At 68.0% G+C, this 16216-nt stretch carries 17 protein-coding genes and 1 tRNA gene; 12 read left to right on the plus strand and 6 right to left on the minus strand.

All coding sequences use genetic code 11. From position 1 onward, the window contains the following. Positions 1-57 precede the first annotated feature (57 nt). A complete protein-coding gene (locus J2751_RS10515; protein ID WP_209485859.1) occupies positions 58-537 on the minus strand; it encodes a cation:proton antiporter regulatory subunit in 480 nt (159 codons plus the stop codon). Between the two features lie 152 nt (positions 538-689). Between J2751_RS10515 and J2751_RS10520 the strand changes: the two genes are divergently transcribed. From J2751_RS10520 to J2751_RS10535, 4 genes are all read left to right on the plus strand, one after another. Further along, positions 690-986 carry a DUF7562 family protein gene (locus J2751_RS10520; RefSeq protein WP_209485861.1) on the plus strand — a complete coding sequence of 99 codons (297 nt, stop codon included), beginning with the start codon at positions 690-692 and terminating at the stop codon, positions 984-986. 25 nt (positions 987-1011) lie between these two features. Next, the gene (locus J2751_RS10525; RefSeq protein ID WP_209485863.1) at positions 1012-1821 is read left to right on the plus strand and encodes a hypothetical protein; all 810 of its coding nucleotides are present in this window, start codon (positions 1012-1014) and stop codon (positions 1819-1821) included. Positions 1822-1892: 71 nt separating this feature from the next. Next, on the plus strand, positions 1893-3191 hold the full coding sequence (locus J2751_RS10530; protein WP_209485865.1) for an RNB domain-containing ribonuclease: 1299 nt from the start codon (positions 1893-1895) through the stop codon (positions 3189-3191). Positions 3192-3249: 58 nt separating this feature from the next. Continuing rightward, on the plus strand, positions 3250-3720 hold the full coding sequence (locus tag J2751_RS10535; protein WP_209485867.1) for a hypothetical protein: 471 nt from the start codon (positions 3250-3252) through the stop codon (positions 3718-3720). 306 nt (positions 3721-4026) lie between these two features. Here the strand turns inward: J2751_RS10535 and J2751_RS10540 are convergent. Further along, positions 4027-4098 (minus strand) — tRNA-Ala (locus tag J2751_RS10540). 235 nt (positions 4099-4333) lie between these two features. On the opposite strand from J2751_RS10540, the gene J2751_RS10545 reads away from it, so the two are divergent. From J2751_RS10545 to J2751_RS10555, 3 genes are all read left to right on the plus strand, one after another. Continuing rightward, a complete protein-coding gene (locus J2751_RS10545; protein ID WP_209485868.1) occupies positions 4334-5077 on the plus strand; it encodes a DUF120 domain-containing protein in 744 nt (247 codons plus the stop codon). Next, the gene (gene ribB, locus J2751_RS10550; RefSeq protein WP_209485869.1) at positions 5077-5868 is read left to right on the plus strand and encodes a 3,4-dihydroxy-2-butanone-4-phosphate synthase; all 792 of its coding nucleotides are present in this window, start codon (positions 5077-5079) and stop codon (positions 5866-5868) included. The genes J2751_RS10545 and ribB overlap by 1 nt, the downstream gene beginning before the upstream one ends. Before the next feature lie 95 nt (positions 5869-5963). Continuing rightward, positions 5964-6893 (plus strand): branched-chain amino acid transaminase, encoded by a 930-nt coding sequence (locus J2751_RS10555; RefSeq protein ID WP_209485870.1) that lies wholly within the window; start codon positions 5964-5966, stop codon positions 6891-6893. Positions 6894-6997: 104 nt separating this feature from the next. Here the strand turns inward: J2751_RS10555 and J2751_RS10560 are convergent, their stop codons facing one another. Next, complete coding sequence (locus J2751_RS10560) at positions 6998-7735, minus strand: DUF502 domain-containing protein (RefSeq protein WP_209485871.1); 738 nt, start codon at positions 7733-7735, stop codon at positions 6998-7000. A gap of 69 nt (positions 7736-7804) precedes the next feature. After that, positions 7805-8644 carry a proline dehydrogenase family protein gene (locus J2751_RS10565; RefSeq protein WP_209485872.1) on the minus strand — a complete coding sequence of 280 codons (840 nt, stop codon included), beginning with the start codon at positions 8642-8644 and terminating at the stop codon, positions 7805-7807. 133 nt (positions 8645-8777) lie between these two features. On the opposite strand from J2751_RS10565, the gene J2751_RS10570 reads away from it, so the two are divergent. Continuing rightward, positions 8778-9320, plus strand: coding sequence for a CDP-2,3-bis-(O-geranylgeranyl)-sn-glycerol synthase (locus J2751_RS10570; RefSeq protein WP_209485873.1), 543 nt, complete (start codon positions 8778-8780; stop codon positions 9318-9320). A 4-nt stretch (positions 9321-9324) separates the two neighbouring features. Here J2751_RS10570 and J2751_RS10575 read toward each other — a convergent pair whose 3' ends face one another. After that, positions 9325-10023 carry a phosphoglycerol geranylgeranyltransferase gene (locus J2751_RS10575; protein WP_209485876.1) on the minus strand — a complete coding sequence of 233 codons (699 nt, stop codon included), beginning with the start codon at positions 10021-10023 and terminating at the stop codon, positions 9325-9327. A gap of 103 nt (positions 10024-10126) precedes the next feature. Next, positions 10127-11206 carry a tubulin/FtsZ family protein gene (locus J2751_RS10580; protein ID WP_209485878.1) on the minus strand — a complete coding sequence of 360 codons (1080 nt, stop codon included), beginning with the start codon at positions 11204-11206 and terminating at the stop codon, positions 10127-10129. 74 nt (positions 11207-11280) lie between these two features. Here J2751_RS10580 and J2751_RS10585 point away from each other — a divergent pair, with 74 nt between their 5' ends. The 4 genes from J2751_RS10585 to J2751_RS10600 are packed head-to-tail and all read left to right on the plus strand — an operon-like array spanning position 11281 to position 16173. Beyond that, positions 11281-11868 carry a DUF7310 family coiled-coil domain-containing protein gene (locus J2751_RS10585; protein ID WP_209485880.1) on the plus strand — a complete coding sequence of 196 codons (588 nt, stop codon included), beginning with the start codon at positions 11281-11283 and terminating at the stop codon, positions 11866-11868. Further along, a complete protein-coding gene (locus J2751_RS10590) occupies positions 11865-12428 on the plus strand; it encodes a DUF7311 family protein (RefSeq protein WP_209485882.1) in 564 nt (187 codons plus the stop codon). The genes J2751_RS10585 and J2751_RS10590 overlap by 4 nt, the downstream gene beginning before the upstream one ends. Before the next feature lie 50 nt (positions 12429-12478). Further along, positions 12479-14350, plus strand: a complete 1872-nt coding sequence (locus J2751_RS10595) for an ATPase, T2SS/T4P/T4SS family (RefSeq protein ID WP_209485884.1) — start codon at positions 12479-12481, stop codon at positions 14348-14350. Then, positions 14347-16173 (plus strand): type II secretion system protein, encoded by a 1827-nt coding sequence (locus J2751_RS10600; protein ID WP_209485886.1) that lies wholly within the window; start codon positions 14347-14349, stop codon positions 16171-16173. The genes J2751_RS10595 and J2751_RS10600 overlap by 4 nt, the downstream gene beginning before the upstream one ends. Positions 16174-16216: the final 43 nt, after the last annotated feature.

A 16216-nucleotide genomic window follows, 5' to 3' on the forward strand; every position in this document is an offset into this window, starting at 1 on the left:
CGAGGCTCACCTCGAAACGGCGGGTCAGAGTCGCCGGGGAGTGGGAGGTCCCGGCGTTCATTCGGTGAGCAGGGTTTCGAACGCCTCGCAGTTCTCCCGGGTCCCGACGCCGATCACCGTGTCACCCTCCTTCAGGCGGGTGTCGGCGGGCGGGCTATCGATCGTCTCGTCGTCACGCTGGATGGCGACGATCGTGAGGCCGGTCTCGTTGGCGATGTCCGCACTTTCGAGGGTCTCCCCGATCAGGTTCGAGCCGGGTTGGAGCTCGTACCACTCCAGCAGGATTCCGCCGGGGAGGGTCGTCTCCTGTGTCCCGGCCTCGATCGGCTGGAAGTGGGCCCCTTCGATGATCGACCCGATGGTTCGAGCCAGTTCGTCGGGAAACTCGAACACCTTCTCGGAGTCGGCGTTCGGCTCGGGACGGTGGAACAGCTCCCGCTTTCCGGTGTTGTGGATGACGACGATCATCTCGCCGTCGGCGAGTTCGATCTCGAACTTCTTCCCGACGCCGGGAAGGTCGGATTCCGTGATCGGCATACGCGGGAATACGACCCGACCATGATAAGTGAACCGTCGTCTCGGCCGCGGGAGACGTGAGTCGTCCGGCGACGGTCCCCTCCGCCACCTCGCGTCGGACGGGCGTCTGCCGCGTACAAAACGCTAAGTGTACCCGGGCTGTGGACTCGGGTATGTGGCGCTCCCGGAAGAGCCGGGACCGGCGGACGGTGGTGTGTATCGCGTGTGGCGACTCCGTGTTGCGCGAGGACGCGCGCGAGTACGACAAGGAGGGGAACCGCTGGGACCGGCGCGAGAAGGAGTTCGAGTACCTCTGTACCGACTGTGACGACGACATCTGCCATCAGCCCCGCGACGGACTCGAATCGCTGATCACCTCCATCGAGTCCGACGGGCTCTCCCGCGAGGAGTTCCTCGACCGCTACGCCGCGGCGATAGCCGACTCCGCGGACCCTCCGGAGGACGGGTAGCTCCGTCGCTCTCGTTTAGCACTCGATGTCCCTCCAGTTCGACGTTCCAGTTCAACTAGGCCTCTCCCCGGTAACCCTCGTCCTCGCTCTCCTCGTCCTGATCGTCGGGGTCGCGGTGGCGCTGTACGGCCTCTCGGGGTCGGTGACCGCGCTCCGAACGCTCCGCGCTAGCGACGTGGACCCGATGAGTCTCGCGGGCGACGACCGCCGGGTCCGGGTCGTCGGACGCACGGAGTCGGTCGGAGAGGTCCTTCCGGCACCGCTCACCGACGGGGACGCGCTCTGTCTCGCCTACGAGGTGTCGGAGTACCGGACGCAGGGGAAGACCCAGTCGTGGTCGGCGATCGACTCCGGCGAGGCGGGGGTCCCCTTCCGCGTCGTCGTCGACGGCACGGGCGTCCGCGTCGACCCCGCGAGAGCGACGTTCGTTCTCGGCCTCGACGAGTCGATCCGGGTGCGGTCGAGCGAGGAACCACCCGATCGGATTCGGCGGTTCGTGGACGCGTTCGACGCGGTCGACGAGACCCATCCCGGCTACGACGTGGGGCCGTTCACGGTCGGCCGCGGTCCCGACCGCCGGTATCGACAGCGTCTCATTCGGCCGGGCGACGAGGTGACGGTCGTCGGCGACGCGAGCGCGTTCCCCGACGCGCCGGTCGGCGAGGTGAAATCACGGATCGCGGACGGGAACCCGTTCGTCGTGAGCGACGCGAGCCCGCGCCGGACCGCGCTCCGGCTGATCGGGCGGTCCGCGCTCCCGCTCGTCGGAGGGTGCCTGCTCGTCGTCATCGCCGTCGCGTTCCTCGGGCCGGTCTGGCGGCCGATCGTCGGGTGATCCCGGGGATAGACCGCCATGTCGGGCACGTCCCCGACAGGCCTTTCTAACGGACGCGCATTGGTCCGCGTATGTCAGACGACGAGCCGAAACAGGGATCCGCCGAGGACCAAGGTCCGGTGACGATCACCGAGGCGTTGGCCGACCGGCTGGCCGACAAACGGGAGGAGCTGTTCGAGGAGTTCGAGATCCGCGACGAGTTCCCGCCCGAGGTCCTCCGCGAGGCTGAGGCCCGAACGGAGGGCGTGTACGACGAGATCGAAGCCGAGATCGACGAGCGAAAGGACCTCCGAGAGTTGACGACGTGGACGACCGACCCGATCGACGCACAGGACTTCGACGACGCCATCTCCATCGAGCGCGAGGAGGACGCTTACCGGCTGTGGGTCCACATCGCCGACGTGACCCACTACGTCACGCCCGACACCGCAATGTGGGACGAGGCGGTCGAGCGCGCGAACACCGTCTATCTCCCCGACTACACCATTCACATGCTCCCACCGATCCTCGCCGAGACGGTCTGCTCGCTCGTCCCCAACGAGGACCGGCTCGCACACACGGTAGAGATGGAGATCGACGACGAAACGCTCTCGTTCGAGGACATCGACATCTACAAATCCGTCATCAACTCCAACGAGCGGCTCACCTACTCAGAGTGCGAGGAGCGGCTGGAGGACTCCTCCCTCCCGCTCGGCGAGGAAAACGAACTCGTCTTCGAGCTTGCTGATCGGATGCACGAACAGCGCAAGGAGGACGGCTCCCTCGTCTTGAACCCTCGCCGGGACCGGGCACACACCATCATCGAGGAGTGTATGCTGAAGGCGAACAAGGCCGTGACACACACCCTGATGTGGGACCGCGGGGTCGAGGCGATGTACCGCGTCCATCCCCAACCCACTCCGGACCAGTGGAGCGACGCCCTTCAGGAGATACAGGAGCTCGACGGCGTCTCGATCCCCGGCGACGCGTGGGGTGATGACCCACGGAAGGCCGTCAACGCCGCGCTGGAGGAGTCACCCGAGCGCCAACTCAACAAGATCCAGCGGGCCGTGTTACACGTGATGCCCCGAGCGAAGTACATGAACGACCCCTTTGGCGGCCATCACGCGCTCAACTTCGACATCTACGGCCACTTCACCTCGCCCATTCGCCGGCTTTCGGACACGATCAACCACTGGATCGTCCACGAGAACGACGTCCCCGAGAACCTCCTCGAACTGTGTGATCACGCCAGCGACAAACAGAAGGACGGCGAGACCGCCGAACGGCTCTACAAGCAGTTCCTCCAAGAGGAGGGGCTCGACCCCCACGCCGTGAACAACCGCGGGCTGGAGGTCGTCGACGAGGAGACGGCGAAACACACGGTCTGAATCGGTCCCGGCTCGACCATCCGGGAAGTATACGCCGCTGGAGCCCCTACGGCCGGGTATGGCTCCCCACGAGGACGATCATCACGGTGACGACTCCGACGACCACGATCGAGCGCGCCAGCCCCGCCCGTTCGAGTCCACGGGCGACCCCGAGCGCGACGCGGAGCGCGCGGCGACAGTAGGCGGCTTTACAGGCGCAGTTCTCGGTGCGAAGGGCGGTCCGATCGGCGCGGGGATCGGCGCGTTTCTCGGCGGCTCAACTGGGTATGCCGTCGGATACGCCGTGAGCGAGCTCGACGGTGAGTTCGACGACGGCACGCGCTCGACGACGCTCGATGACTACGCCAAGCCCGACGAGGCGGACGACGAAGACGACGGCCCCGTCACCATCGCGGTCGATTCCGTTGACGACGACGGTGAAGCGCACGCAGACGACGAGACGGATGCCGATGAAGAGACGGACTCCCACGAGGATACGGCCGACGACGACGAACCGGACACGGACGACGACACACCCCTTGACCGCTGAAAACTGACTTCTTTTTTAAATTCGATCGACGGATGCCGGGAAATGACTGACATCTCTCATTGGTCGGTTAATACAAACAACCGAGTCGTCAACGATGTCTCTCATCCGACCGTGAATGACGGCTTCTCATTCTTGAAGATCACACGTCTTCGTGTGACTGGTAGGGTTCAAACTACGCGTTCGCTACGCGAACGCTCAGCTCGCCATTTTTTACTAGCGTTCAAAAATGGACTCGTGGGGGTCCCGTGAGCGGAGCGAACGGGACCACGCGAGGGAACGACTGAACGACCGAAGGGAGTGAAGGAGTGGACTCGCGGGGATTTGAACCCCGGGCCTCTTCCTTGCGAAGGAAGCGATCTGCCGCTGATCTACGAGCCCGCATCAAGAAACATATCCCGTCCGTACTTGTACCTTACTTTTCGATGGCCCGCGAGTGAGGGGCTCACACGCGAGCCGTCTGGGCAGCGACCGCCGGAGGCGACGCCCTTAGGTGGATGCCGAGTCGAACTCCACGCGATTCCCGATAGCCGTTCCCTCTCCGCAGCCCGATAACGTTTTTGAGACGCATAACGTATTCGTTATACTTTTCAGTGCGCGCGACCTCGATCCATATATGTCAGACGCGACGACGGCGAGAGTCGACCCGGCGGCGATGGCGGCGTTGAAACACGTCGCGCTCGCGGGCGGGTTGACCGAGACGAAGGTGTCGTGTGCGGCGCTCGGCGACCGCCTCGACGCCTCGACGCAGACCGCCTCCAGACGGCTCCAAGCGCTCGAATCCGCGGAGCTCGTCGACCGCGATGTCGTCGGCGACGGCCAGTGGGTCCGGGTCACCGATGCGGGCGAGGCCGCGCTGCGCGGCGAGTACGCCGACTACCGCCGACTGTTCGAGACCGACGTCGAGCTCGTCCTCCGTGGACGCGTCACCGGCGGAATGGGCGAGGGCCGCCACTACATCACGCTCCCGGGCTACGCCGAGCAGTTCGCGTCCCGACTGGGATACGATCCGTTCCCGGGGACGCTCAACCTCGAACTCGACACGGAGAGCGTCCGCCGGCGCGGCGAGATCGCGGGCATCGACGCCGTCCCGATCGACGCGTGGGAGGACGAGGACCGCACCTACGGCGCGGCTGCCTGCTACGCCGTCACGCTCGTCGCCGACGGAAAGCGGTACGGGGACGCGCACGCCATCGTCCCCGACCGCACCCACCACGACGACGACAAGTTGGAGGTGATCGCGCCCGACGAGCTCCGGACCGAGCTCGATCTGGCGGACGGCGACCGGATCGAGGTCCGGGTGGAGGCGGCCTCGCGGGCGGACGCGCCGACCGAGACGGTCGACGCGGAGGTAGCCTGATGCGCGCGGACGCCGACGCCGACGACGTCGACCGCTCCGGGACGCCGACCGGACCCGGGGACGCGGACGATGACGCTGGAACCGGCGATGGCGAGGCGGGCACCGGAACCGCTGCTGGCGAGGACGCGGGAACTGCGGTCGACCGTGCGCTCACCGCGTTTCGCGCCGGCGAACCGGTGTGTGTCCACGACTTCGCGGACCGCGAGGGGGAGACGGACCTCATGTATCCGGCAAGCGCGGTCGACGAGGCGGCGGTCGCCCACATGCGCAACGACGCGGGCGGGCTGATCTGCGTCGCGGTCACGGACCCGGTGGCGGACGCGTTCGGACTCCCCTTCCTCGCTGACGCGCTCGACCATCCTGCGGTCGACGACGACCCCGCGTACGACGACCGTTCGTCGTTTTCGCTGCCGGTCAACCATCGGGAGACGTTCACGGGAATCACTGACGCGGACCGCGCGCTGACGATCACGGAGGTCGCGAACGCCGCGAACGCCGCGGCCGCCGACCCGGGCGCGTACTCTCCCGAGGAGTTCGCCGCGTCGTTCCGCGCGCCCGGCCACGTCCACGTCCTCCGGGGCGCGCGATCGGGGCTCAACGACCGCGTCGGCCACACGGAACTCGGGCTCGCGCTCGCCGAGGCGGTCGATTCCGCCCCCGCTGCCGTGGTCTGTGAGATGCTCGATGACGAGACGGGCGACGCGCTCGCACCCGAGGACGCCGCTGCCTACGCCGCCCGCCACGATATCCCCTACGTCGAGGGCGCGGCGCTCGTCGAGGCGCTGCGGTGAGGCCGTCGGCTGCCAGCTGCTCCCGTCCACGACCCGGGGTCCGCCGACCGGGCGGTATGTCATAATTTTAAGCCCGGACGCCACGACTCTTGGATATGGGATTTGAAGAGATGGACGTCGACACGATCTGGAAGAACGGGGAGTTCCTCGACTGGGAGGACGCGACGACCCACGTTCTGACGCACGCGCTCCACTACGGGAGCGGCGTGTTCGAGGGCGTCCGCTGTTACGACACCGAAAAGGGGCCGGCGGTCTTCCGCTGGGAGGAGCATCTCGACCGCCTGTTCGACTCCGCAAAGGTGTACGACATGGAGATCGAACACTCCCGCGAGGAGATCACCGAGGCGACGCTGGAGCTCCTTCGCCGACAGGATCTGGAGTCCTGTTACATCCGTCCGATCGCCTACTACGGCTACGACACGCTCGGCGTCTCGCCGAAGGACTGTCCGACCGACCTCGTGCTCGCCGCGTGGCCGTGGGGCGCGTACCTCGGCGATGAGGCGTTAGAGGAGGGCGTCGACGTGATGGTCTCCTCGTGGCGGAAACACGCCTCCTCGCAGGTCCCCACGAACGTGAAGACCACGGGCCTCTACGTCAACTCCATGCTCGCGGGCGAGGAGGCCCGCCGGAACGGCTACGTCGAGGCGATCGTGTTGAACAAGGAGGGGAACGTCGCCGAGGGGCCGGGCGAGAACATATTCATGGTGAACGACGGCGAGATCTACACGACCGGCCCGGCCCAGTCCATCCTCGAAGGGATCACGCGCGATACCCTCATTACGCTGGCCGAGGAGCGCGGGTACGAGGTCCACGACGAGGCCATGATCTCGCGCGGGCAGCTGTACACCGCCGACGAGCTGTTCTTCACCGGCTCCGCCGCGGAGGTGACGCCGATCCGCTCCGTCGACGACACGGAGATCGGCGCGGGAACCCGTGGTCCGGTGACCGAGGAGCTACAGGAAGCGTTCTTCGAGGTAGTCGAGCGACGCACCGACGACCACGACGAGTGGTTCACGTACCTCTGAGCACGGTCGTCGCCCAGTGACTCCGGGACGGGTTCGGAGTGGTCGAGAGGGTCCCAATCGTCCCAAACGGTCCGACGAGACGGTGGGAGAACGGTTGGAGACGCTTACGATCCGGACCGATCCGTGGTGCTACCGTCGGAGACGTGTGTCCCCGATCCCTCCGTCGAGGAGGCCCCCGGAGCTCCGCCCGGGCGATCGACACCGCCCGGGGACCCGGTCCCGTCCGCGTCACCCGCGGGCGGTCGCTCCTCCTCGACGGGGATCTGTTGGGCCGACTCGGCGAAGCCGGCAGAGAGGATGCGGGTCAGTCCCTCCTCGACGGTCTCGCCGGTGTCCTCGATCCGCTCCGGTTCGACCTCGATGACGAAGCCGGTCGTGATGTTCGGCGCGGTCGGCATGAACAAGACGATCTTGCCGTCGCGGGTCTTCTTACCGGTCCGGAACGCGGTCATCCGTATCCCGGGCCACGTCTCGAGGTACACCGGGTTCTGGAGGTCGTCGGTCCCGGAGATGGCGGTCTCGACCGCGAGTTTCGACGCGTTGTACACCACGCGTAGCGCGGGGATCCGGTTTATCGTGTCGTCCATCTTCGCCTCCGCGAGCCGACCGATTGTCGTCCGCATGAGGTAGCCGACCGCGAGCACCAGCGTGGCGAGCACGGCGACCGCGATGACCAGCCGGGAGAACGGCTCCAGCGGCTCGGGAATCGCCGCCGGCAGCAGCGCGTCGATGAGAGGAACGGAAACGACGTAGCGGTAGACCCATCTGATGACGAGAAGGAGAACGAGAAGCGGGGCGAGGACGATGAGCCCGCTGCCGAAGTCGCGTTTCCACGTGGACATCTATCGCGTCGGTATGTGTCTCCCGTCCTTAAGAGGATGTCTACCTGTTCCTCGAACGAACGGTTCGACTCACCGACCGACGATCGCCCGGAGCGCGAACAGGACGTTCTCCTTGCGCTCGCGGACGCGACGGTAGAAGTACGAGAGCCACTTGTTCCCGTAAGGCGCGTACTGTGTCACGTCGACGCCCTGCCGCGCGAGGTCACGCTGCGCGTCCTCGCGGACGCCCATCAGCATCTGGATCTCGTGGTCGGTGTCGTACTCCGAACCGAGCCGGTTCGCCAGCGAGATCATCTCCGGGTCGTGGCTCCCCACAGCGACGCCGCGGTCGCGGTGCTCGAACAGGTACTCGATGTCGGAGCGATACGCCTCGTTCACCCGGGACTTCTCCGTGTACGCGATCGATTTCGGCTCGTCGTACGCCCCCTTGACGACCCGGATCGCTCCCGGAACGTCGACGAGGCGTTCGAGGTCCTCCCGGGTACGTTTCAGGTTCGACTGGATACACTGGCCGACGCTCCACGGGTACTCGTTCGCGATCGACTCGAAGGCGTCGAGGGTGTCGTCGGTCGTCTCCGCGTCCTCCATGTCACACCAGACGAACGCGTCCCGCTCGTGGGCGCGGGCCACTATCTCCCGGTAGTGTTGCTCGAACAGCTCCGCCGAGACATCGAGCCCGATCTGTGAGGGTTTCACCGAGATCGACGCGTCGAGCTCGCTCCGTGCCACGTCGTCGAGGAGGTCGAGATACGCGTCCACGTCGGCTCGGGCGTCCGCCGGATCGTCGTAGTGCTCCCCGAGCAGGTTCAGGATGACGGCGATGTCGTCGTCGTTGTAGGCCCGCGCGTGATCGAGCGCCTCCGGGACCGTCTCGCCGGCGACGAACCGTCGCGCGATCGGGGGGATCATACCGACGGATCGCGACGACCGAACTTGAGCGTTGTCAAATCTTGCCACCCGCCGACCATGCGGGGGCCACCGATCCGTGGCGGTTCCGTCCGGATCCGGGGTTTATATCACGCGGTCGGTCGTGTGCCCGGGCATGGTCGGTTCGCTCGTCGCGACGGCGTTCTGGGCGATGTTACCAGCGTACGTGCCGAACAACGCCGCGGTGCTCGCCGGCGGCGGCCGTCCCATCGACGGCGGCCGCGAGTGGCGAGGGGCGCGCGTGCTCGGCGACGGGAAGACGTGGCGCGGCACCGCGGTCGGCACGGCCGTCGGCGTCGCGCTCGCGCTCGTTCTCAACGCGCTCGTCGACCCCGTAAGCGGCGCGGTCGGCATCGACCTCCCCGCCTTCGACCTCCTCGCCGCGGTCGCGCTCGCCTTCGGCGCGATGTGTGGCGACATCGGCGCGTCGTTCCTCAAACGGCGCTCGGGTCGCGAGCGAGGCGCGGCGTTCCCCGGGCTCGACCAGCTCGATTTCGTCGGCGGCGCGCTCCTCGCCGTCTTCCTGCTCGCTCCCGCGTGGGCGACCGAGGTGTTCACGCTCCCCGTCCTCGCCGTCGTCGTCGTGATGACGCCCGTCCTCCACGTGGTCACGAACGTCGCGGCGTACGTGCTCGGCGTCAAGAACGAGCCGTGGTGAGCCCTTACGCGTCCGTCGCGCCCTTCACCGTCTCCCGAACCGCGTCGACGCCTTCGTCGTGGAGGAGGTCTCCAACGACGATCACGTCGCTGTGGGCGGCCATCTCGTTTGCGGACTCGTAGTCGTGGATGCCGCCGCCGTAAAACAGGGTGGCGTCGTCGAGCGCGTCGTGGGCGGCCGCGACCTTCTCCGTGTCGCCGAAGGTGCCCGAGTACTCCACGTACACGATCTCCTGGCCGAACATGCGCTCGGCGACCTTCGCGTACGCCCCGACGTCGTCGGGGTCGAGATCACAGTTCGCGTTCGTCAACTCCGCGACCGCGGCGTCCGGGTTCAGTACGATGTACGCCTCGGTATGGGTGCGATCCCAGTCGAGGTCGTCGATGCGAACCCACTCCTTGTGTGCGCCGGTGATCCAGAACGGACCGCCCGCGTTGAACACGGTCGGGATCAGGTAGCCGTCGAGCGCCGGCGACTCGATGACGACGCCCGGGTTCGACGGCTCCTGATACAGCGGTACGTCGTATTCGGCGGCGGCGTCGACGACCCGAGTCATCTTCTCCGCGGTGACGTCGAGGGTCCCGCCGATCTCGATCGCGTCCGTCCCGGTCCGGCAGACGTCCTCGAAGGTGTCGTCCCCGAGCAGTTCCTTGTCGGGATCGACCTTCAGCACGTGGTCCCAGTCGTCCCACGGGTTACTCATTGAGCGGGAGTCTTCCGGCAGGAACCAAAAAGGTGCGGAAGCGTGTCGGCGGCCGACGCTGTCGATGAGCCTCGTCGCCGAGCGCTTTCCTCGGTCCCTGCGGTCACAGTAGATCGTCGATCTCGTCGTTCTGGAACGCCTCCGCCGCATCGGGCTCCTCTTCCGGCTCGTCGCGGATCGCCTGTCGAGCGCGTTCGAGGAACGCCTCGATCCGGTCCGAACGCTCAACGCCCGTGAGCAACACCACGGCCGCGAGCCGGTCGGAGTCGAGCGGGAAGTCGCCGCCGCGGACCTGCATCGACCCCGTCTCCTCTTGGAGCCACTTACGGGCCTTCTCAGCACCCTTTCGGGAGATCCGTTCGGGGTCGCCCGCGATGACGACGAGGCCGGCGTCGGCCGTCGTCGCGCTCGGTAGCGACAGCCCGGTCATCACCGCGCTCCGGACCGTGCTGGTCACCGTGTTCACGTTATCGCCGGCGTCCTCGCCCGCGGGCGCGGAGCCGTACCCGACGGCGGCCATCCCGCCGGCCCGCAGCGTGTTTATTACCTCGCTGGTGTCGACGACCGACTCCCCGACCCCCTGCGTGGCCTCGCCGGCCGCCAACAGGAGTCCGACTCGCCGCGCCATCGACTCGTTGATCGCGGCGTAGCCGCCCTCGACGCTCTCGCCTGACGACCGCCACGCGTCGTTGTCGAGCAGGATCGTCGCGTCCGCCTCCCGGACGAGCGTCTTCAGCGACCGCCCGGCGTTCACCTGATACATCGCCCCCTCGTCCCGACCGGGAAGGACGCCGAGCGCGTAGACGGGTACGTCGTACACCCGGGAGAGTTCGCGGACGAGCACCGGCGCGCCGCCGGAACCGGTGCCGCCGCCGAGACCGGCGACGACGACGATGGCCTCGACGTCAGCCGTGACCCGCGGGGCCACCGCGTCCAACACCTCGATGGAGTCCTCGTCCATCACCTCCGCACCGAGTTCGTTGTCGCCGCCGACGCCGTGGCCGTTCACTCTGGACTGTCCGACGAGTACCGTGTCGAGGGGGAGGGGCTCGAGATCGGCGGTCGCGGTGTTGACGGCGATGGCATCGCGGATCGCGCCGAATCCCATCTCCGCGTCGAACTCCGAGAGTGCGGTCGTGAGCTTGCCTCCCGCTTGTCCGACGCCGACGAGGACGGCTTTCATGTCTCCATCATAACGATCGGTCAACAATATCCTTTTCCCATCGGTTTAAATACGAAACCGCGGCCATCCGCGGTATGACATCCGAGCCCGACCCGACGGCCGAGGGAGCCGTCGAGACCGGATTCGAGGAGCGACTCGACGCAGTGGAACGTGCACTCACCGGGAGCGACATGGAAGTCACCGATGTCGACGGCGGGGCGGCCGCCGCCGCGGAACGCGAGACGCTCGCGAAGCGCCTCGATTCGGTGGAGGAGCGCATCGAGGAGCTGGAGGCCGCAACACAGGCGGTCAGAGGGTACGCCGGTGCGATCCGTTCGGTCAACCGAGAAGTGGAACGGCGAGCGGATCTCGCGCTGGCCCGCGCGACCGACGCGCGCGACGCGGCCCGACCCCGAGACCAGCCCGGGACGGGACGAGACGAGATCGGGACGGGACCCCGCGACGTCGACGCCGCCGACGAGTTACGTGCGACCGACCGAGGGACGAACGCTCCCGAGGTTCCGACCGATGCGGCGATCGAGGCGGCGATCCCGGGAGACGACCACGCGACGGGGCGGAACCACGGATCCGACGCGAGGAACCGGGGCAGCTGCGAGGACCACGGACCCGACGAGGAGAACTCGGACGAGGGTCCCCTCGAACGGCTTCGTGACGCGCTGTGATCCGTGTCGTTCTGACGGTCCTCCTCGCGGTCGCGCTCGTGGCCGCCTCGCTCCCCGCTCTCGACGCCACACGAACCGAAACGACCGCCGAGCGGATCGGGGCGGAGGCCGAGCGGATCGAGCGGGCGGCGGCCGACCTCGTCGCGGGGTCGGTCGCCGTCGACGAGCCGGCACTCGCCGCGCGCGGATCGCTCGTCGTGCGCGCACCGAGCGGGTTCGCCGCCGCGCCGATAGACGACCTAACCCTCGTGAACGTCGACCCCGATCGAGACGGGGAGGCGAGCGTCGACCGGAGCAACGGGGCCGTGATCGAGCGGGATGACGGGACCGTGGTCGGCGGAGGCGATGAGGGAGGCGTCACGTCCGCCGACGTGGCATTGGCGTATCGTTTTCGCGGAGAGCCGGTCCGAGTGATCCCGATACCGAATCCGACCGATACGGTCGGTCTTAGCGTCTTTGAGGGGCCGATAACGCTCCGGAGCACCGGTGAGAGCCGGATCGAGTTCCGGTTCGTCACGGACGAAGAGAAGACGTCGGTCCTGATCTCCCGAACCGGTTGAGCAGCCGAGACGAACGATATTTTATATGCGATACCGCGGCCACGCCGCTCATGAGCATCGACGTCCCGTCGTTCCTCCGGTCGGGGAGCGACGACGGCGACTGTAGCTGTGACACGTCGTTCGACCGGCCAGCGGGAACCGGGGTCGACGACCGTACCGTCCTCACGGTCGACGCAGACGGCTGTCCCGGACGCGGCGACCTCGCCGCGAGCTCGGACTGTCGAGCGACCGTCATCGACGCGCTCACCGATCGTGACGCGGACGTGATCAGAACGGAACACGCCGGTCGTGAACGCGCGTACGCGGGACGGGCTGCCGCGTGTCTGCTCGCCGCGGGTCGGTTCCGCGAGCGGATCGAGTTCCACGAGGCGCGGCTCGCGAAACGAGTGGCGCGGGACCCCGTCGGTGCCGTACGCGAGGCAACGGGGCGCGCTGGCCCGGCGGGACGGATCGTCGCCGAGACGGGGTTGGCGGAGGCCGTCGGCGACGCCGGCGAGACGGCCGACGTCCTCCGAGCACACGCCGGGCCGACCGTCGCCACGACTCGGATCGCGGCCGACCCGCCGCCGGGGGCGACTCTGACCGATCGGTGGGAACTCGACACCGGTGCGACGGTGCGACGCTACGAGGGAACCGGTGAGCTCGACACGTACCACCTGACGCCTCCGACGACGGAGCTCAACGCCGATGCGCTCGCGACGCTCGAAGCAGCCACTGAACGACTGCTCGCCGACCCGACGGGCGGCGATAGAGCGCCGGGACGCGCCGTTCGAGCCGTGGCGAGCGAGGACGACCCGGTGCCGCTCCTCACCGACACGCTCCGTCGACACACCCACGGGTACGGGGCGTTCGAACACGTGTTCGCCGACGGCAGAGTAAGCGACGCGACGGTGTCGGCTCCCGTCGCCGAAAACCCCCTCCGTGTCGTCCTCGACGGGGAACGGTGTCACACTAACGTCCGGCTTCCGCCCGAAGGGGCCGCGACGCTCGCGTCGCGACTCCGACGGACCAGCGGGCGGGCGTTCTCGCGAGCGGCACCGGTGCTCGACGCGACGATCGAGACGGAGTCAGGTCGCGTCCGGGTCGCGGCGACGACCGATCCGGCGAGTGACGGGCTCTCCTTTACGTTCCGCCGCGGCGACCCGGACGCATGGACCCTCGCACGACTCGTGAACGTGGACACGCTCTCCGCGCCGGCCGCTGGACTGTTGTCTGTCGCCGTCGAGCGTGGCGTGACGGGGCTCGTCGCCGGTGGACGCGGTGCCGGAAAGACGACCACGCTCGGATCGCTTTTGTGGGAGCTGTCGCCGGAGACGCGGTCGGTCCTGATAGAGGACACGCCCGAGCTCCCGGCAACGGCGCTCGCGAACGCCGACCGTGACGTCCAGCGACTACGCGTCGGAGACGGTGCGGAACCGTCACCGAGCGAAGCGGTTCGGACCGCGCTCCGACTCGGCGGCGGCGCGCTCGTCGTCGGCGAGGTGCGTGGTGAGGAGGCGAAGGCGCTGTACGAAGCGATGCGGGTTGGGGCCGCCGGCGAGACCGTGCTCGGAACGATCCACGGAGAGGATCCGGAGTCGGTCCGGGAGCGCGTCGTCACCGACCTCGGCGTCTCGCAGTCGTCGTTCAGCGCGACGGATCTCCTCGTCGTGTTGAACGACCACCGAGTCGACACGATAGTCGAAGTGATCGAACACGACGACGAGCCGTCGTTCGAGCCGCTGTTCGAACGGTCGTCGGATGGTCTCGAACCGACGGGTCGAACCCGCCGGGGAGAGAGTCATCTCGTCGACTACCTCTCTGTACCCGGCGAGTCGTACGCGGACGTTCGATCGGCCATCGAACGGCGGGCGGATTCGATCCGCGAGGCGGTGGCGTATGGTCGAACGGCTCCGGGACGGTACACCGAGGGACGCCGATGAGCGGACCCCGTCGCGAATCGTTGGGAGGAGACGGTAGGAGTGACACCGACGCCGGGTCCGAGGAGCTCCGTCGGTCCATCGCCTTCTTGGGCTGGGGCGTCACCGCGCAACGCGTGATCGAAACCGGATATCGTGCCGGGATCGGTGCCGGACTCTGTGCTGTCATCATCGGGACACTCGTCGGCGGGATGGCGGTGGGTGCCGTTGCGGGTCTCGCAGTCGGTCTCGTTGTAACCCACGCAGTACACCGCGGACCGGTATGGATCGCATCGCTTCGGCGGACTCGTGCGCTCGGGGCCGCACCGGGACTCGTCGGTCGCCTCGTGTTGCGGATGCGCCTCGACCCGTCGACCGAACGGGCGGTCCGTTTTGCGGCTCGAACGGGCCGTGGACCGCTGGCAGCGGGGTTGACCCGACACGAGCGCCGGTGTGTGAACGGCCCGACCAGCGGCCTCCGTGCGTTCGCACGCGAGTGGCGACCGTGGTTCCCCGCGATCGACCGGGCGGCAACGCTCGTCCGGACGGCCGCGTCCGCGCCGCCGGAGCGCCGTGGCCGCTGTCTGGATCGCGCCCTGAGCGCGACGCTCTCGGGGACGACCGAACGACTGGCCGAGTTCGTCGGGGAGGTTCGCGGACCGGTCTCCGCGCTGTACGCGTTCGGCGTGCTTCTCCCGCTCGCCCTCATCGCGCTTCTGCCGGCGGCCGCGGCCTCGGGCGTCCCGATCCGACCGGCGATGGTCGCCGGCATATATCTCGTCGTGCTCCCGGCCGGACTCCTGGGAGCATCGGCGTGGTTGCTCGCCCGTCGACCGGTGGCGTTTCCACCGCCATCAATAGACGGGAGCCATCCCGACGTTCCCGATCGCCGTCCACATGCGGTCGCCGCAGGGCTCGGAGTGGGCGTCATCGGGGCCGGCCTTTCGGGAGCACTGATCGCCCGATGGACCGTTCTGGTCGCCGCGGTCGGGGTCGGCGTCGGGACGGCACTCGTCGTCGCGGTTCGACCGCGCCGTGCGGTGCTCTCGGAGATCAGAGCGATCGAGTCGGGACTCCCGGACGCGATGACGGTCGTCGGGGGCGACGTCGCCGAAGGCGTCTCCGTCGAGCGAGCCGTCGCGAACGCCGGCGAACGACTCGACGACGCGACCGGGGACGTGTTCGAGCGGGCCGGTCGCCGGAGCGACACGCTTCGTGTCGGGGTCCGGGAGGCGTTCACCGGATCGGGCGGCCCGGCTGCGACCGTCCCCTCGCCCCGGGTCCAGGGCGCGGTCGCGTTGCTCGCCGTCGCCGCTCGCGAGGGGAGGCCGGCCGGCGACGTTCTACTCGAACTCGCCGACCAGCTCGAACGGCTGCGCGAGCTCGAACGCGACGCAAGACGACAGCTCGCGACCGTAACCGGGACTCTATCGAACACCGCGGCCGTGTTCGCCCCGATCGTCGGCGGGGCGACGGTCGCGCTCGCGACCGGGGTCGATACGGTCGGGGTCGGCGGTCTCGGGGCTTCGTCCGGCGGTACCGAAGGGATGGCCGATGCGCTCGCGGGCGGGGGTCCGGAGTCGGTTCCGACGGCGGAACCGACCGGAGCAGAGGGCGGCGGAGGCGATGACGGAAGCGGGGGTGGCGGTGGAGCGTTGTCCGTTCCAGTGCTCGGCCGGATCGTCGGCGTGTACGTGCTCTTACTCTCGGGGACGCTGACTGCGCTGGCGACGGGGCTTGAACACGGGTTCGATGCGACGCTCGTCGCCTACCGGGTCGGTATCGCGTTACCGACGGCGACGGCGGCGTACGTGGTCGCGTTTGCCGGTGCAGGAGCGCTGTTGTGAGCGTCGAACTCGTCACGATCACGACCCCGTCCACGTCCGATCG

It is taken from the genome of Halorubrum alkaliphilum (assembly GCF_017873815.1).
Classification (GTDB): Archaea; Halobacteriota; Halobacteria; order Halobacteriales; family Haloferacaceae; genus Halorubrum; species Halorubrum alkaliphilum.

What these genes read in the sequence shown, in the direction of transcription:
- J2751_RS10515 (WP_209485859.1), bottom strand. Translation starts at nt 537, where the DNA reads ATGCCGATCACGGAATCCGACCTTCCCGGCGTCGGGAAGAAGTTCGAG.
- J2751_RS10520 (WP_209485861.1), top strand. Translation starts at nt 690, where the DNA reads ATGTGGCGCTCCCGGAAGAGCCGGGACCGGCGGACGGTGGTGTGTATC.
- J2751_RS10525 (WP_209485863.1), top strand. Translation starts at nt 1,012, where the DNA reads ATGTCCCTCCAGTTCGACGTTCCAGTTCAACTAGGCCTCTCCCCGGTA.
- J2751_RS10530 (WP_209485865.1), top strand. Translation starts at nt 1,893, where the DNA reads ATGTCAGACGACGAGCCGAAACAGGGATCCGCCGAGGACCAAGGTCCG.
- J2751_RS10535 (WP_209485867.1), top strand. Translation starts at nt 3,250, where the DNA reads ATGGCTCCCCACGAGGACGATCATCACGGTGACGACTCCGACGACCAC.
- J2751_RS10545 (WP_209485868.1), top strand. Translation starts at nt 4,334, where the DNA reads ATGTCAGACGCGACGACGGCGAGAGTCGACCCGGCGGCGATGGCGGCG.
- ribB (WP_209485869.1), top strand. Translation starts at nt 5,077, where the DNA reads ATGCGCGCGGACGCCGACGCCGACGACGTCGACCGCTCCGGGACGCCG.
- J2751_RS10555 (WP_209485870.1), top strand. Translation starts at nt 5,964, where the DNA reads ATGGGATTTGAAGAGATGGACGTCGACACGATCTGGAAGAACGGGGAG.
- J2751_RS10560 (WP_209485871.1), bottom strand. Translation starts at nt 7,735, where the DNA reads ATGTCCACGTGGAAACGCGACTTCGGCAGCGGGCTCATCGTCCTCGCC.
- J2751_RS10565 (WP_209485872.1), bottom strand. Translation starts at nt 8,644, where the DNA reads ATGATCCCCCCGATCGCGCGACGGTTCGTCGCCGGCGAGACGGTCCCG.
- J2751_RS10570 (WP_209485873.1), top strand. Translation starts at nt 8,778, where the DNA reads ATGGTCGGTTCGCTCGTCGCGACGGCGTTCTGGGCGATGTTACCAGCG.
- J2751_RS10575 (WP_209485876.1), bottom strand. Translation starts at nt 10,023, where the DNA reads ATGAGTAACCCGTGGGACGACTGGGACCACGTGCTGAAGGTCGATCCC.
- J2751_RS10580 (WP_209485878.1), bottom strand. Translation starts at nt 11,206, where the DNA reads ATGAAAGCCGTCCTCGTCGGCGTCGGACAAGCGGGAGGCAAGCTCACG.
- J2751_RS10585 (WP_209485880.1), top strand. Translation starts at nt 11,281, where the DNA reads ATGACATCCGAGCCCGACCCGACGGCCGAGGGAGCCGTCGAGACCGGA.
- J2751_RS10595 (WP_209485884.1), top strand. Translation starts at nt 12,479, where the DNA reads ATGAGCATCGACGTCCCGTCGTTCCTCCGGTCGGGGAGCGACGACGGC.
- J2751_RS10600 (WP_209485886.1), top strand. Translation starts at nt 14,347, where the DNA reads ATGAGCGGACCCCGTCGCGAATCGTTGGGAGGAGACGGTAGGAGTGAC.